This is a genomic window from Mycolicibacterium chubuense, from assembly GCF_001044255.1.
GTDB classification, from domain to species: Bacteria; Actinomycetota; Actinomycetes; order Mycobacteriales; family Mycobacteriaceae; genus Mycobacterium; species Mycobacterium chubuense.
On the sequence record NZ_JYNX01000034.1, the window covers coordinates 44757 to 60510 of the forward strand.

The 15754-nt window shown below is 69.7% G+C and carries 13 protein-coding genes and 1 tRNA gene; 2 read left to right on the top strand and 12 right to left on the bottom strand.

Annotated elements, in window-relative coordinates; all coding sequences use genetic code 11:
• Window positions 1-597 carry a maleylpyruvate isomerase family mycothiol-dependent enzyme gene (locus tag MCHUDSM44219_RS11130; RefSeq protein WP_048418302.1) on the bottom strand — a complete coding sequence of 199 codons (597 nt, stop codon included), beginning with the start codon at window positions 595-597 and terminating at the stop codon, window positions 1-3.
• A 95-nt stretch (window positions 598-692) separates the two neighbouring features.
• Between MCHUDSM44219_RS11130 and MCHUDSM44219_RS11135 the strand changes: the two genes are divergently transcribed.
• Window positions 693-1097, top strand: a complete 405-nt coding sequence (locus MCHUDSM44219_RS11135) for a MarR family winged helix-turn-helix transcriptional regulator (protein WP_109777714.1) — start codon at window positions 693-695, stop codon at window positions 1095-1097.
• Between the two features lie 2 nt (window positions 1098-1099).
• Here MCHUDSM44219_RS11135 and rho read toward each other — a convergent pair whose 3' ends face one another.
• From rho to argS, 6 genes are all read right to left on the bottom strand, one after another.
• Window positions 1100-3100 (bottom strand): transcription termination factor Rho, encoded by a 2001-nt coding sequence (gene rho / locus MCHUDSM44219_RS11140; protein WP_048418304.1) that lies wholly within the window; start codon window positions 3098-3100, stop codon window positions 1100-1102.
• 308 nt (window positions 3101-3408) lie between these two features.
• On the bottom strand, window positions 3409-4353 hold the full coding sequence (thrB, locus tag MCHUDSM44219_RS11145; protein WP_048418305.1) for a homoserine kinase: 945 nt from the start codon (window positions 4351-4353) through the stop codon (window positions 3409-3411).
• A gap of 8 nt (window positions 4354-4361) precedes the next feature.
• On the bottom strand, window positions 4362-5441 hold the full coding sequence (gene thrC / locus MCHUDSM44219_RS11150) for a threonine synthase (RefSeq protein WP_048418306.1): 1080 nt from the start codon (window positions 5439-5441) through the stop codon (window positions 4362-4364).
• The gene (locus tag MCHUDSM44219_RS11155) at window positions 5438-6766 is read right to left on the bottom strand and encodes a homoserine dehydrogenase (protein ID WP_048418307.1); all 1329 of its coding nucleotides are present in this window, start codon (window positions 6764-6766) and stop codon (window positions 5438-5440) included. The genes thrC and MCHUDSM44219_RS11155 overlap by 4 nt, the downstream gene beginning before the upstream one ends.
• A gap of 4 nt (window positions 6767-6770) precedes the next feature.
• Window positions 6771-8189, bottom strand: a complete 1419-nt coding sequence (gene lysA / locus MCHUDSM44219_RS11160) for a diaminopimelate decarboxylase (RefSeq protein ID WP_048418308.1) — start codon at window positions 8187-8189, stop codon at window positions 6771-6773.
• Window positions 8186-9838, bottom strand: coding sequence for an arginine--tRNA ligase (argS, locus tag MCHUDSM44219_RS11165; RefSeq protein WP_048418309.1), 1653 nt, complete (start codon window positions 9836-9838; stop codon window positions 8186-8188). The genes lysA and argS overlap by 4 nt, the downstream gene beginning before the upstream one ends.
• 100 nt (window positions 9839-9938) lie before the next feature.
• Here argS and MCHUDSM44219_RS11170 point away from each other — a divergent pair.
• A tRNA-Arg gene (locus MCHUDSM44219_RS11170) sits at window positions 9939-10011 on the top strand.
• 83 nt (window positions 10012-10094) lie between these two features.
• Here the strand turns inward: MCHUDSM44219_RS11170 and MCHUDSM44219_RS11175 are convergent.
• From MCHUDSM44219_RS11175 to MCHUDSM44219_RS11195, 5 genes are all read right to left on the bottom strand, one after another.
• Window positions 10095-12593 carry a hypothetical protein gene (locus MCHUDSM44219_RS11175; RefSeq protein WP_236695426.1) on the bottom strand — a complete coding sequence of 833 codons (2499 nt, stop codon included), beginning with the start codon at window positions 12591-12593 and terminating at the stop codon, window positions 10095-10097.
• Between the two features lie 41 nt (window positions 12594-12634).
• Window positions 12635-13408, bottom strand: coding sequence for a hypothetical protein (locus MCHUDSM44219_RS11180; RefSeq protein ID WP_048418310.1), 774 nt, complete (start codon window positions 13406-13408; stop codon window positions 12635-12637).
• Window positions 13409-13676: 268 nt separating this feature from the next.
• Complete coding sequence (locus MCHUDSM44219_RS28415; RefSeq protein ID WP_131722303.1) at window positions 13677-14636, bottom strand: hypothetical protein; 960 nt, start codon at window positions 14634-14636, stop codon at window positions 13677-13679.
• Between the two features lie 145 nt (window positions 14637-14781).
• Window positions 14782-15318, bottom strand: coding sequence for a hypothetical protein (locus MCHUDSM44219_RS11190; RefSeq protein ID WP_048418311.1), 537 nt, complete (start codon window positions 15316-15318; stop codon window positions 14782-14784).
• 32 nt (window positions 15319-15350) lie between these two features.
• Complete coding sequence (locus MCHUDSM44219_RS11195) at window positions 15351-15590, bottom strand: hypothetical protein (protein ID WP_048418312.1); 240 nt, start codon at window positions 15588-15590, stop codon at window positions 15351-15353.
• Window positions 15591-15754 lie beyond the last annotated feature (164 nt).

Sequence of the window (15754 nt, forward strand, 5' to 3'; positions counted from 1 at the left end):
CTATCCGGCGCCGGCGACAGCAACCCGCCTGCCGGTGAGCAGCAGGAGCAGATCGCGGATCGGCGCGGCCACCTCCCGCCCCTCCCCGACCGCGAAGTCGGCATCGGTGGCCACCAGGCGCCGGCCCACGTAGCGGCGACGGGCGCGGAACGGGAAGCCCATGTCCCACACCCGCTGTGCGGCGGTGACGGCGGCATCGGCGGGCACCGGGCGGTCGATGCCCAGCGGGACACACAGGTCCTGCCCGTGCACCAGCAGGTCGATCAGCGGTTCGACCGCCGATGTGCCGGGCGGATGGCGTCGGGAGTCGGCCACCGAACGCAACGTCGACGCGATCTGGGTCGGGGTGCTGCGGTCGGCGCGGGCCATGCGGTCGACCACGGCGTCGAACCGGAAGCCGCTGCGCGTGGCCTCGAAGAGCATCCGGGGCAGCGGGAGGGTTCCGTGGGTGAGATGGGCGGCCACGTCCCGCACGGTCCAGCCCTCGCACAGCGACGGGGTGGCCCAGACGCGCGGGTCGGTGTCCAGCCCCTCGATCAGGTCGGCGAGCTCGCGGCGCTGGGTGCCGATGTGGCGCCAGACGGTGTGTTCGTCCACGAAGCCCTCCGATAGTTAGGAATTCTGACTAAATTAGTCAGATCCTCGTACTAAAGTCAACGGGTGTGACCGAACTGCCCGGGACGGCGACGTTGATGTTCATCGCGCATCGCGATGCCGAGAGCAGGGTGATGGCAGCGCTGGCCCGCTCGGGCGTCACCGATGTGACCGTCGCGCAGTCGCGGCTGCTCCAGCGGCTGAACCCCGGCGGATCCCGGCTCACCGACCTCGCCGAGCAGACGCGGGTGACCAAGCAGACCGCCGGCGCGCTGGTCGACCAGCTCGAACGGGCGGGCTACGTCGTCCGTCGACCCGACCCGAGCGATGCGAGGGCGCGGCTGGTGACGTTGAGCGACAAGGGCGCCGACCTCTGCCGGACGGCCGCCGAGGAGGTCGCGCGCGTGGAACGCCAGTGGCGCGACCATCTCGGCCGGGAGTCCTTCGAGGCACTGCGGGCGGCGTTGATCTCGCTACGCGAGATCACCGATCCCTACCGCTGACGTCAGTCGTCGCCGTTGCCGCCGGGGGTGTTCTTCGAGACCTGGACCAGGAACTCGTAGTTGTTCTTGGTCTTGCGCAGCTGGCTCATCAGCAGGTCGATGGCCTGATGCGGGTCCAGCCCGGACAGCACCCGGCGCAGCTTGTGCACGATCGCGAACTCGTCGGGCGAGAGCAGCAGCTCGTCCTTGCGGGTGCCGGACGGGTTGACATCCACCGCGGGGAACACCCGGCGCTCGGCGATCTTGCGGTCGAGCTTGAGCTCGGCGTTACCCGTGCCCTTGAACTCCTCGAAGATGACCGTGTCGCCCGTGGACCCCGTCTCGACCATGGCCGTGGCGATGATCGTCAGCGAGCCGCCCTCCTCGATGTTGCGCGCCGCGCCGAGGAAGCGCTTCGGCGGGTACAACGCGGTCGAGTCGACACCACCGGACAGGATGCGGCCCGACGCCGGTGAGGCGTTGTTGTAGGCGCGGCCCAGACGGGTGATCGAGTCGAGCAGCACGACGACGTCCTTGCCCTGCTCGACCAGACGCTTGGCCCGCTCGATCGCGAGTTCGGCGGCCTGGGTGTGGTCTGACGGCGGCCGGTCGAAGGTCGAGGCGATGACCTCACCCTTGACCGAACGCTGCATGTCGGTGACCTCTTCGGGCCGCTCGTCGACGAGCACGACCATCAGGTGGCACTCGGGGTTGTTGCGGGTGATCGCGTTGGCGATGTCCTGCATGATCGTGGTCTTGCCGGCCTTGGGCGGCGACACGATCAGGGCGCGCTGCCCCTTGCCGATCGGCATGATCAGGTCGATCACGCGGGTGGTCAGCTTGTCGCCGCTGGTCTCCAGGCGCAGCCGCTGGTTCGGGTAGAGCGGGGTGAGCTTGGTGAACTCCGGCCGGTTGCGAGCCTCCTCGACCGGCTTGCCGTTGACCGAGTCGAGGCGGACCAGCGGGTTGAACTTCTGCCGGGAGTTCTGTCCCCCGCCGTCCCCGTCCTTGGGGACGCGCACCGCACCGGTCACCGCGTCACCGCGGCGCAGACCGTTCTTGCGCACCATGTTCATCGACACGTACACGTCGTTCGGCCCGGCCAGGTACCCCGAGGTGCGGACGAACGCGTAGTTGTCGAGCACGTCGAGGATGCCGGCGACCGGCTGGACGACGTCGTCCTCGCGCAGTTCGGTGTCGCGGTCGTTTCCGCCGCCACCTTCACCGCCGCGCTCACGGCGCCGGCGATCGCGGAACCGGCGGCCGCGACGGCCCTGCCGGCTGTCGTCGTCGTCGTTGTCGCCGCCGCCGCGCTGGGCGTCGTTCTGGCCGCGCCCGCCGCCATCGTTCTGATTGCGGTCGTTCTGACGGCCGCCGCCCTCGTTCTGATTGCGACCGCCGCCGTCGTTCTGGCCGCGCCCGCCGCCATCGTTCTGACGGCCGCCGCCCTCGTTCTGATTGCGACCGCCGCCGTCGTTCTGGCCGCGGTCGGTCTTCTCGGACTGGTCCTGGCGACCCTGATTGTCCTGCCGGCTCGCATTGTCCTGCCGGTTCTGGCTGCGACCCTCGTCGGTCTTGCGCTCAGCGGTGTCGGCAGCCTTCTCGGCGGCCTCCGGGCGCGCATCGTCTCGACCCTTGGGCTGGTCGGCAGCCGCAGGACCGCCCTGCTCGCGGGAGGCGGAGCGCCGCTCGCGACGCGGCGGGGCGGCCGGCGCCTGCTCGGCTGCAGTGTCGGCGGCCGGCGCCTGTTGGTTCGGGGCGGACTCGGCGGCCGGAGCGCCGCCGTTCTTCTCGCCGCGCCGTTCGCGGATGGCCGCGATGAGTTCGCTCTTGCGCATCCCGGAGGCGCCTTCGACGCCGATCTCCTTGGCCATCGCACGCAGTTCAGGCAGTACGAGGCTGGTCAGCGCGCCGCGGCGCGCTGGGGCCGCGGCAGGCGCGGACGGGGTGTCTGTGGCCACGGCCGTGGGCAGCGCATCGCTGCCGGTGCTGTCGCCAGCCGTGATGAGGTCCGTATCAGTCACGGATTTCCTTTCTTCCCTCGCTGAACTTTCGTCACGCGGGGGTTCTGTGCGTCCAGTCGATCCGCTGAACGCGGAGGTCACACCATTGCCACTGCAACGGTGATCGCCGGGGTTCGCCGGGATACGGCGCAACCGTCAGTCCACAAATTGAGCACCTGAGAGAAGGGGTTGTCCTGAGGTCTCCGCAGTCGGCGCAGGTAGAGACGCTGCGATTGCTGGACGAGAGCGAGAATAACCCGCATCTGGGCCGGAAGCAAGAAACACCGTGATTCGCCTGTTGCGTGTGTGACTGACCGGGTAAGCCATGCTCAGGGCCGGACGGCCACCCCGGACGACCACTTCACACCGTGTCCGACGGGTGTCCTCGCGACCGAGAACCCCAGCTTTCGACCGAACTCCAGGGCCTCCCCCGGCAGTTCGGTCCGAGTGCTCAGTGCCAGCACTGCAGGCCCGGCACCTGACAGCACCGCTGCCACCCCACAACGCCGCAGCACCGCGAGGTATTCCGCCGACGCCGGCATCGCCGGAGCGCGCTGCGGCTGGTGCAGCAGGTCCTCGGTCGCCGCCATCAGCAGGTCGGGCCGTTCGGTCAGGGCGACGACGAGCAGGGCCGCACGGCTCACGTTGAAGCGCGCGTCGACGTGGCTGACCTGTTCCGGCAGCAGGATCCGCGTTTCGGCCGTGGAGGACCGCACCGCGGGGACCGCGGTGAACAACGTGATGTCGGGATGCAACCGGATCGGGGCGGCCGCATAGCGAGCCGCGCCGGCGATGTTCTCGGTCCAGGAGACCACGGCTCCGCCCAGCACCGCGGCCGAGGCGTTGTCGGGATGCCCTTCGAATTCCGAGGAGACCTGCACCAGCGCTTCGGTGCTCATCGGAACCGAACCTGCCTGTGCGGCAAGACCATTGGCTGCCGCGAGGCCGCCGACCACCGCAGCAGCCGACGATCCGAGCCCGCGGGAGTGTGGGATGGCGTTGGTGCAGCGCACGATCAGCCCGGCGGCCGACACCGAGGTCTCCCGCAGGCCCCGCTCGATGGCGCGCACGACGAGGTGGGTGCGGTCCAGCGGCACCTGGCCCTCACCCTCGCCGCGGACCTCGACAACGAGGCCGGATTCCGTTGTCTCGACCACGATTTCGTCGTACAGGCTGACCGCCAGACCCATGCTGTCGAAGCCGGGGCCGAGGTTGGCGCTGGACGCTGCGACCACCGCGGTGGCCGTCAGTCCGGGAGGCAGGGTGCGGGTCACGGGCGTTCTTACACCAGACCGAGCTTCGCCACCACGGCGACCGGATCGACGGGTACCGGGATGACGGCGGGCATGCCCTTGAGCGCGGTGTCGGGATCCTTCAGGCCGTTGCCGGTCACGGTGCACACCACCGTGGAACCCTTGGCGACCCAACCGTCTTCGATCGACTTCAGCAGACCCGCGATGCTGGCTGCCGACGCGGGCTCGACGAACACGCCCTCGGCGCGGGCGACCAGGTGGTAGGCGGCGAGGATCTCCTCGTCGGTGGCGGCCAGGAAGCGCCCGTCGGACTGCTGCTGGGCTTCGACGGCCTGGGTCCACGACGCGGGCGAGCCGATGCGGATCGCGGTGGCGATGGTCTCCGGGTCGCTGACCGGCTCCCCGAGGACGAGTGGCGCGGCGCCGGCGGCCTGGGTGCCGAGCATGCGCGGCAGCCGGCCGGCCAGGCCGTCCCGGTGGTACTCGGTGTACCCCTTCCAGTACGCGGTGATGTTGCCTGCGTTGCCGACCGGCAGCGCGTGCACATCCGGCGCGTCACCGAGCGCGTCGACGATCTCGAACGCGGCGGTCTTCTGACCCTCGATCCGGAACGGGTTGACGGAGTTGACCAGTGACACCGTCGGGAAGTCGGCGGTCAGCTTGCGCGCCAGTTCCAGGCAGTCGTCGAAGTTCCCGTCGATCTGGATGATCTTGGCGCCGTGCATGACCGCCTGGGCGAGCTTGCCCAACGCGATCTTGCCCTGCGGCACCAGCACCGCACAGGTGATGCCCGCACGTGCGGCGTAGGCCGCGGCCGAGGCAGACGTGTTGCCCGTCGACGCGCACAGCACCGCCTGCTGACCGCGCGCCACCGCTTCGGTGACCGCCATCGTCATACCGCGGTCCTTGAACGAGCCGGTGGGATTGAGACCCTCGACCTTCAGATGCACGGTGCACCCGGTGTATTCGCTCAATCGCGGCGCCGGCAGCAGCGGGGTGCCACCCTCGCGCAGGGTGATCGGGGTCCAGGCGTCGTCGACGGGCAGCCGCTCGCGGTACGCCTCGATCAGGCCCGGCCAGGGCTGGTGCACGGCACGGGTGGTGCTCACTCGGTGGTCCCTTCCATCCGCAGGACGCTGTTGATGCTCGACACGACCTCTAGATCGGCCAGTGCCGCAACGGTTTCCGACAGTGCGGCGTCGGTGGCCTGGTGGGTCACCACGACGATGCGTGCGCCGCAACGCTGGCCACCCTCGTCGACCATGCCCTCCTGGCGCACCTCCGCGATGCTCACCTCACGCTTGGAGAACTCGGCCGCGACGGCCGACAGCACGCCGGGGCGGTCGGTGACGTTCATGTTGACGTAGTAGCGGGTCGGGATGAACCCGATGGGCGCCACGGGCAGCTTCGCGTATTTGGACTCGCGGGGGCCACGGCCCCCCTGAACGCGGTTGCGGGCGGCCATCACCAGATCACCCAGCACGGCCGACGCGGTGGGTGCTCCCCCGGCGCCCTGGCCGTAGAACATCAGCCGGCCGGCCGCCTCGGCTTCCACCACGACAGCGTTGAAGGCACCGTTGACCGACGCCAGCGGATGGTCCAACGGCACGAGGGCCGGGTACACCCGGGCCGAAACCCGTTGTTGACCCTCGTCGTTGGTGAGCCGCTCGCAGATCGCCAACAGCTTGATGGTGCAGCCCAGAGCGCGCGCCGACGCGAAGTCGGCCGATGTCACCTTCGTGATGCCCTCGCGGTAGACGTCGTCGGCGGTGACCCGGGTGTGGAACGCGATCGAGGCGAGGATGGCCGCCTTGGCGGCCGCATCGTAACCCTCGACGTCGGCGGTCGGATCGGCCTCGGCGTAGCCCAGCGCGCTGGCGTCGGCGAGGGCGCTGCCGTAATCGGCACCGGTGCTGTCCATCTCGGAGAGGATGTAGTTGGTGGTGCCGTTGACGATGCCGGCGACCCGCAGCACCGTGTCACCGGCCAGCGACTGGGTCAGCGGCCGGATGACCGGGATGGCGCCGGCGACGGCGGCCTCGAAGTAGAGATCCACGTGCGCGTTCTCGGCGGCCTGCGCCAGCTCCCCGGCCGACACCGCCATCAGCGCCTTGTTCGCGGTGACCACCGACTTGCCCCGCTCGAGCGCGGCCAGGATGGCCTTGCGCGCGGGTTCCACGGGGCCCATCAGTTCGACGACGATGTCGACGTCGTCGCGGGACACCAGCTCGTCGATGTCGTCGGTGAGAAGCTCCACCGGCACGCCGCGGTCGTCGGCGACCCGGCGGACCCCGACGCCGCGCAGCGCCAGCGGTGCCCCGATCCGCGCGGTCAGGTCGGCCGCGCTCTGCTCGATGATGCGCACCACCTCGCTGCCCACGTTGCCCAGACCGAGCACGGCCACCCCGATTTCGCGGCCCTTGTCGTCGCTCACCGCGTCACCTCACTTCCAGACTCAACAGATCGTCGACCGTCTCCCGGCGCAGGATCAGGCGGGTTCGCCCGTCGCGCACGGCCACCACGGCCGGCCGGCCGATCAGGTTGTACCGGCTCGACATCGAATAGCAGTATGCGCCCGTGGCGGCGACGCCGAGCAGGTCGCCCGGGCGGACGTCGTCGGGCAGCCATGCATCGCGCACCACGATGTCGCCGCTCTCGCAGTGTTTACCGACCACCCGGCACAGCGCCGGGGCGGCGTCGCCGGCGCGCGAGAGCAGCCGGACGTCGTACTCGGCCCCGTACAGCGAGGTCCTGATGTTGTCGCTCATCCCGCCGTCGACGCTGACGTAGCGCCGCTGCCGATCCGCGGCGACGGCCACGTCCTTGACGGTGCCGACCTCGTACAGGGTGATGGTGCCCGGGCCGGCGATGGCGCGTCCCGGTTCCACCACGAGCTTCGGCGCGGGCAGGCCGACGGCGGCCGACTCCTGCTCGACGATCGACCCGATCTTGGCCGCGAGGTCCTCCATCGGCGGCGGATCGTCGGAGGGCAGATACGAGATGCCCAGCCCACCACCGAGGTCGACGATCGACATCTGGGCGGTCTTGTCGACACCGAACTCGGCGACGACGTCGCGCAGCAGCCCGATCACGCGGTGCGCGGCCAGTTCGAAGCCGGCGACGTCGAAGATCTGGGAACCGATGTGGCTGTGCAACCCGACCAGACGCAGGTGGTCGGCCTCGAACACCTTGCGCACGGCGGCCATTGCCGCACCACTAGCCAGCGACAACCCGAACTTCTGATCCTCGTGCGCGGTGGAGATGAACTCGTGGGTGTGCGCCTCGACGCCCACCGTGACACGGATCAGCACGTCCTGCACGACGCCCGCATCACCGGCGATCGCGTCCAGCCGCTCGATCTCGGTCATCGAGTCGACCACCACGTGCTCGATGCCCGCCTTGACCGCGGCGGTCAGCTCGTCGATCGATTTGTTGTTGCCGTGCAGGGCGATTCGCTCCGCGGGAAAGCCCGCGTGCAGCGCGACCGCCAGCTCGCCGCCACTGGCCACGTCCAGCGACAGGCCCTCCTCGGCGATCCACCGCGCCACCTCGGTGCACAGGAATGCCTTGGCGGCGTAGCGCACGTGGTCGCCGCCGCCGAACGCCGCCGAGATCTGGCGGCAGCGGGTGCGGAAGTCGTCCTCGTCGATGACGAAGACCGGGGTGCCGTACTCGGCGGCGATGTCGGACACCGGCACACCGGCGATCGTCACGACACCGCCGTCACGGCGAACGGCGTTGCGGGGCCACACATTCGGGGCGAGCGCGGCGACCTCGGCCGCGGTCTGCGGGCGATCCGGGGCGCCGGCGTGGTGGACCTCTTCGGCGTGGCGGGGGCCGGCGGGATGGGCGATCACATCCGCTCCGGGGCGCTGACGCCGAGAATGCCCAGTCCGTTGGCGATGACCTGGCGGGTGGCCGCACACAGGGCCAACCGCGCGGCGTGCAACTCACCGGGCTCCTCGTCGCCCTGCGGCAGGACGCGGCAGGAGTCGTAGAAACGGTGATAGTCCCCGGCGAAATCCTCGAGATAGCGCGACACCCGGTGCGGTTCACGCAGCGCCGCGGCGGTGGCGAGCACGCGCGGGAACTCGCCGATGTTGCGGATCAGCGTGCCTTCTTTGTCGTGAGTGAGCAGGTCGAGGTGCGCGGTGTCGGGCGCGATCCCCAGTTCGGCGGCGTTGCGGGCCAGCGCGCACAGCCGGGCGTGCGCGTATTGCACGTAGTAGACCGGGTTTTCGGCCGACGCCGACGACCACAGCGCGAGGTCGATGTCGATCGGGGTGTCGACCGAACTGCGGATCAGCGCGTAGCGCGCGGCGTCGACGCCGATCGCCTCGACCAGGTCGTCGAGGGTGATCACGGTGCCGGCCCGCTTGCTCATCCGGACGGGCTGACCGTCGCGCACGAGGTTGACCATCTGGCCGATGAGCACTTCGACGGTGTCGGGGTCGTCACCGAGCGCGGCCGCGGCGGCCTTGAGACGGGCGATGTAGCCGTGGTGGTCGGCGCCCAGCATGTAGATGCACAGGTCGAAGCCGCGCTGGCGCTTGTCCAGGAAGTAGGCGAGGTCACCGGCGATGTAGGCCGGCTGGCCGTCGCTCTTGATGACGACGCGGTCCTTGTCGTCGCCGTAGTCGGTGGTGCGCAGCCACACCGCTCCGTCGGCTTCGTAGATGGAACCGTTCTCGCGCAGCTTCGCGATGGCCTGGTCCACCCGACCGGAGGTGTGCATGGAGTCTTCGTGGGTGTAGACGTCGAAGTCGGTGCCGAACTCGTGCAGCGAGGCCTTGATGTGGTCGAACATCAGGTTCACGCCGATCGCGCGGAAGGTCTCCCGCATCTGCTCGGCGGGCAGGCTCAGCGCGTCGGGTTCCTTGGCGAGCACCTGGGTGGCGATGTCGCCGATGTAGGAGCCGGCGTAGCCGTCCTCGGGTGTCGGCTCGCCCTGGGCGGCGGCGATCAGCGAGTTGGTGAACCGGTCGATCTGCGCGCCGTGGTCGTTGAAGTAGTACTCCCGTACCACCTCGGCGCCCTGGGTGCTGAGGAGCCGGCCCAGCGCGTCCCCGACGGCCGCCCACCGGGTGCCGCCGATGTGGATGGGTCCGGTCGGGTTGGCGGAGACGAACTCCAGGTTGACCCTGCGGCCACTCAGTTCGCCGGAGGTTCCGTAGCCGGTGCCTGCGGCGATGACGTCGCCGACCAGGACGTTCTGCGCCGCGGCCTCGATGCGCAGATTGACGAACCCGGGCCCGGCGACGTCGGCCGCCGCGATGCCGGCCTGCTCGGCCAGCGCGGCGGCCAGCCAGCCGGCCAGCTCGCGGGGGTTGGCGCCGACCTTCTTGCCGAGCTGCAGCGCCAGGTTGGTGGCATAGTCGCCGTGCTCGGGATTGCGTGGGCGCTCCACGGTCACGGTGGCCGGCAGCGCGGAGGAGTCCAGGCCGTGCGCGTCGAGCACCGCTGCAGCGGTGCTGCGGAGCAGCTCGGCCAGATCGGCGGGGGTCACGAGGGACCATCCTATGGTCTGGGGCCTTCCCGACCCGAATCCGTTTCCCCTCGTGGATGCGCTACGCTAGCCACGCCCGAACGGCGCAGTCTCGTCACGCGCCCCCGTAGCTCAGGGGATAGAGCGTCTGCCTCCGGAGCAGAAGGCCGCAGGTTCGAATCCTGCCGGGGGCACTCTCTTCGAATTCACCACGCCGAGTGTTCGCTTTGTGACGCGAAACGCGAGTGACGACGTCAGAAACCGTGCGTTCGGCGCGTCACGGCGAGCTTGCCGTCCCCCCGTCCGACGCCGTGCCTCCGGACGTGGTGTCCCCTGACGACGCCGTTCCGGTCGACGGCGAACCGGCCGTCGCCGACGGGTCGACCGTTGCAGTGGGGTCGGACACCACCACGGTCGACGTCGAGTCCGCCGTCGTCGTCGGCGCCGCGGAGGTCGACGGGGCGGCCGTCTCACTCGGTGACGCTTCGGCGCTGGCGCTGGGTTCCGGAACTCCACTGGTCAGCGTCGCCACCGGGGTGGCCGACACACTCGGCACCGCGCTGGACGTCGGGGCGGCGGGCGCGGACGTCGTGGCCGCGACCGTGGACGTCGAGAAGGTGCCGGGTTGGTCCTCTTCGACGATGGCCTTGATCTCGTCGGTGTACGCCTGCAGCTGCGGTTGGATGTCGTCGAGCTTCACCTGGCCCGCCTCGATCTGTTTCTGGAACGCGCCGACGCGCGCCCACACTTGGTCGATCTTCGCCATCGCCCCGGGCGAGAGCGGCTCGTCGACGGTGATGAACAGCTGCTGCGCCAGCGCGTAGGTCAGGCAGTTGATGCAGTCGTAGCTCAACGCGCCCGCGAGGTTCTGCGGCGTGGCCACGTTGTCGTTGGTGTCGTCGCCGTCGATGACGAACACCACCTGGTAGGCCACGGCGACTGCACCGCAATTGCGGCACGACGCATAGGCTTCCGCGTCGTTGATGTTCTCTGCGTAGTCCTCGTCGGTCTGCCACACCAAGGCGAAGGCTGCCTCGTAGACGACGGTGTTGTTCCGGGTGTTCACGGCCAGCGCCTGATTGTCGCCGGGCCCGGGGGTCAGCGGCTTGTCGACCGGGAACACCCAGCCCTTGTCGGCCACCGTCGTGACGCCGGCCGGTCCGCCACCGCCGCGCAGGATCCGGGGAATCATGACGACCATCAACCGCGGCTGCCCCGCCGCCGGCAGCGGCGTACGGGTATCCCACATCACCTGCATCACACCGCGCTGTCCGGGCGCGATCGTCCGCGACGCGGCGATGGGCCGGGTGGGCTCCGACCGCAAGGGTGGCGTACCGAGACGCTCCATGCCGAGCGCGTAGGCGATGTCACCGACGGTGCCCCGCTCCCACGGCTGGATGGGCCGGTAGTTCGACTCCCCCGGCCACCACGCATAGGCGACCCCGCTGGCAATCGCCGCGCCGGCCAGCACGACCAGCACCCGCATCAGCGGCTTGCCCGCCGTGGTCTTCCACGCACCCTGCGCGGTCTGCCGCACGAACCGGGCCAGCATGTAGAGCACACCGGCCACCGGGATGACGATCGCCACGATCGCCAGGACACGGGCGACGACCTGGATGAAGTCGCCGTCGGCCCACGAACTGGTGAGCACATCGCGCTGCGTACCCAGGGCCGACCACGCGGAGCCGAGCAGACGGGGCAACGCGAGGATCGCGCCGGCGATGGCGGACAGCAGCATCGGCACCACGACCAGCACCCAGACCGTGACAAGGATGCGGGCCCACGGCTTGAGCATGCGCGCGTGCGGGTCACCCCACCGCCACGGCAACAGCCCGAGCAGCGTCGGCTTGATCCGCGAGTAGAGGTCGGGGACACCGGTCAGGTCGGCCAGCACGTGGTAGCCGTCGAACCGCACCATCGGCGCGAGCTGGCGCAGCATCTGCAGGATCTGCGTCGCGACGACGAGCAGCAGCGCGTCGTACCGCAGCCACCACCACAGGCCCGCGATCGCCACCGCGACGATCGCGTTGAAGTACAGCCCGCCGAGGTCGGTGCGCACCCGGGCCCGTCGACCGAGGCGGTAGGTGTCGGTCACGTCGGTGTAGAACGCCGGCCAGACCAGGTAGACCCCGAATCCCATGGCGCCCGGCGTGGCGCCGCCGTAGCGCGCTGCGGCGGCATGCCCGAACTCGTGGAAGCCCGCGGACAGGATCGTCACGACGAACACGAGGATCAGCAGCCCGGGGCGCTCGAACGCGTCGTAGGCGGCGTGCGCCAGACCCTTGCGGAAGAACACCCACCAGCACACGACGGCGAACACTGCGAGTAGGGGAACGACCATCCATGGCCGGAACAGGAACCGGAAGGGATCGGTGAGCCGGCGGGTGCGGTCGGGTTCGGTCACCGCGTAGCGAAAGCGCAAGCCCAGCAACGGGTTTCGCTTCTTGGTCGCGGGCTGACTGCCGTCGGGGAGAACCAGCAGACCCAATGGCCGCAACTGCTTGTCGACGAGGTGGCGGATGTTGTCGTCGGTGACCGTGCGCTCGGTGGCCTCGGACACCGCGGCCGCGACCCCGTCGGCGGTGCGCGCACCGTCGATTTCACGCAGGATCGCGTAGAGCAGCGGCGTGAGCTGGATCGTCTGGCCGTCGGCGCGCCGGACCAGGGAGGGCGGGACTTTGTAGCCCGATCCCGCCATCTCCCCGATCAGTTCGACGCCGTCCGCCCGCCGCAGCACCTCCTGCGGAGGCGCCGACCCCTCGCTCGTCACGGTCACCTGGACACTCCTCGATCGTCGAACCGCGTCAGCGTTGGCCGTCAGGCAGCAGAGCCGGCGCCGCCGCTGGTGCCGGAGGTGCCGCTCGAGGTCGTGCCGGCGCTGCTGGTGGCGCCGTCGGCCGCGCTGCTGGTGCCGCCCTGCGAGATGCTCGAGGTCTGATCGGAATCCGCGGTTGCGTGGACGTCGTTCATGCTCTGCGTGATGGTGGCGTCCTGGATCGACACCGCGTCCGCTGTCGAATCGACGGAGCCGATGTTGGCCGCGACGCCGGCATTGATCGGGGCCGCCACGTTCGCGTTGGCCGCGACCGCGCCGGCGATCGGCGCCGCGAGGTCGGCGTTCAGGTCGACGTTGACGTCGACGTTGAGAAGCGCGCCGTCGGCAAAGGTTCCGGTGCCGGTGTCGACCGTCGCCCCGGTGTCGGTGCTCGTGTCGGTGCCGGTGTCCGTGCCGGGGCTGGTCACCGTTCCCGTCGATGTGTCGCCGGCCTGATCGATGCCGCTGTCCTGCAGCGACGTGGCATCGGCGGTCACGTCGTCCATCGACTGCATGATCACCACGCCGCCGTCGGCGGAGTGCGTGACCGTGGCGTCCGCACCCGAGCCGTAGGTCAGCACGTTGGCGCCGGCGCCGGCCTGAATGGGCGCGGCGACATTGAGATTCGCGGCCGCAGACAGGTCGATCGGTGACGCCGCGTCGATCCCGACGTTGATGTCGGCGTTCACGTCGATGATCGACACGACCTCCTTGTCCGGTAGCGCGATACCAACCTCCGCCTGCAGCTCCTCAGGGGTCAGTCCTTGATTAGCCATGGTTCCTTCTCCTGCGCTCGGCCGCGACCCCACCCTGGTGATCCGGGGCCATCTGTTCGTGAGCCTGGATGGACTTTTGACAGCGATGTCAAACACGTTTCTGAGAATTTCTCAGACTAAGGACGTTTGCTCGAGATCGCTGGAAGCGGATTGCCCGTCGACAACATACTGTTGAGCGGTCTTCAGTCAAGATCGATACGTTAGCTGCGTAGCTCAAAATTTCCTGTGCCAGCAATCACAGGGTGATGGGTTCCGAGCGCCGCTCCCATCACTGCCGGTGTGCACGACGCGCGCCGCGCCCCCTGTCTGTCCGTTCAACCAGTCGTTTGCCGGTCGAGGTCGTAGCGCGGTCCGCCCGAGATGCCCGAACGCCACGGGCGTGGTGCCCGCCCGCCGGGTCTGCCTCCCGGTCGCGGCGCTGAACCGTCGCCGGACCGACGTCGCGTTCCGTTGCCCCGCGATGTGCGCGCGCGTCCCCGATCGCCGTGGCGACGTGCTGCAGTCCCGTGCGCACCGTCTGGCCCACCACGGACACGGCGGCGTGAACATGACCCGCGGCGTTGCGCACCCCCGCGCGCACAGCACGACCGAGGTTTCCCGAATCGGCGAGCTCGCGGGCGAACGCGTCCGGAGCGTCGAACACCGCGGACAAGACCTCGTTGAATGCTGGGAAAATCACGGCGCCAACGACATTGAGCGACTCGACCGCCACGACCTGCAGGACCCCGTCGGGTCGTGCGGTCGGCGCGGGGTTCGCGACGATCGGCGCATTCAACGCGGTGAAGGTGTCCTCGCGGGCGGCCTGAAGCGCCCGCGCCACGCCAGGGATCCCGTCGGCTGTCGCCGGCAGCACGTCGAGCAGACCCACCACACCGACTTCCAGCGCGTTGAGGAACCGGGGTGCGACGCGCGAGCCGTCGGCGAGGATCGTTGCCTGCGCCGCCTCGTTGGTCGGCCCCGTGACCGAGGCAGCTGCCGCGCCGACGGCCTGCAGCAGGTCACCGGACCGCAGGGCGGTCAGAAACGTCACGGGCACGCCGAGCGTCGTCACGCCGGCCGTGACGGCCGTGTCGACGACGAGCGGACAGATGATCGCGCAGTACTTGACCTGGTTGATCAGCACGCTCGCCAGCAGGCCACCGGGCGGTACCGCCGCCGACGTCAAGGCGACGTCGCGCGCGACCGGAACCGGAGCGGGCCGCTCCGACAGCGGCGGACCGGCGATCACGGTGGCGACCGCCAGGGCGCAGAGCGCTGTCGTGGCGACACCGGTGTTCGTGGCACTGGACGGCTTCATCGTGGCCCCCTACATCGACGCTGATGTAGGGGGCACGATTCACAGCCCCGATCGGTTCAGTGCCCGCGGGGCCGAGCTATGTCCCGAGTTGCCGGTCGATCGCGGCAACCTGATCGTCGCCGTACTGGGTGGCGAGGTCGGGCGGGACCGGGTCGTTGAGCGGACCGTCGAACTGCACGTCGACCGCCGCGTTGCCCCGGGTGAACATCAGGACGCCCACCGACTGCGTGCCGTTCGGCGACACCCCGCTGACCCAGGTCCCGCCGGCGCCAACCGGAACCGGTCCGCTCGTCGGGTTGGTGACGACGGAGCCCAGCCCGTCGCGCCAGGCGTTCATCGCGTCGGTCGCCGCCTGCGCGGAGGGCAGAACGAGGATCGTCGTGGTGATCCCGCGGCTGCCGTCACGATGGTTGAACTCCTGCCGGACGCCCTGCTGGCCGTCGGGGTCGGAGACCGGCGGCGTGGGAACATACGCCGTCGAATCGGTGATGACGTTCGGGTTCACCGGCAGAGTCCCGTAATCCGGTGCGGCAGAGGCTGATCCGAAACCAACGGTGACCGTCGCCGCCACTGCGGCGACTCCCCCGAGGGCAAATGTGGACATCGTCTTCATGTGTCTCTCCTGCTGGTCGGTGGACGGTCGAATCAGCAGGGGTAGCACGCGTAGCCGCGCCACCCGTCGCGCCAGAACCAGCCCGGGCCGCAGCCCATCCAGCCGGTGGTCCCCGCGCAGTCGAACATCTGCACCACCGGGCGCTGCGGCGCGGGCGCCGGAATCGGAGCCGGCGCCGGGGCGGCGACCTGTGCCGCGCCGGCCGTGGGCGTCCCGAGCAGCGAGCCGACGATCATGGCCGTCGCACCCACGGTCGTGGCGAGTGTGCGCATGGTCAAATCCCCTCCTTGACGAGTTCCCTGGTCGAACACCTGGTGAGGCTACGCCGCAAACTGACGCTCGGGGCAATAACACGCATCGAGCGATGGCATTGTCCGCACCCGCGGGGGCACCGACCAACCAAGTGGTTAGTCTGCATGCAGGTCCATCGATGGAG

Coding starts and splice junctions, on each gene's coding strand:
- MCHUDSM44219_RS11195 (WP_048418312.1), bottom strand. CDS start 15,590: ATGCGCACACTCGCCACGACCGTGGGTGCGACGGCCATGATCGTCGGC.
- MCHUDSM44219_RS11135 (WP_109777714.1), top strand. CDS start 693: ATGTTCATCGCGCATCGCGATGCCGAGAGCAGGGTGATGGCAGCGCTG.
- MCHUDSM44219_RS11180 (WP_048418310.1), bottom strand. CDS start 13,408: ATGGCTAATCAAGGACTGACCCCTGAGGAGCTGCAGGCGGAGGTTGGT.
- MCHUDSM44219_RS11190 (WP_048418311.1), bottom strand. CDS start 15,318: ATGAAGACGATGTCCACATTTGCCCTCGGGGGAGTCGCCGCAGTGGCG.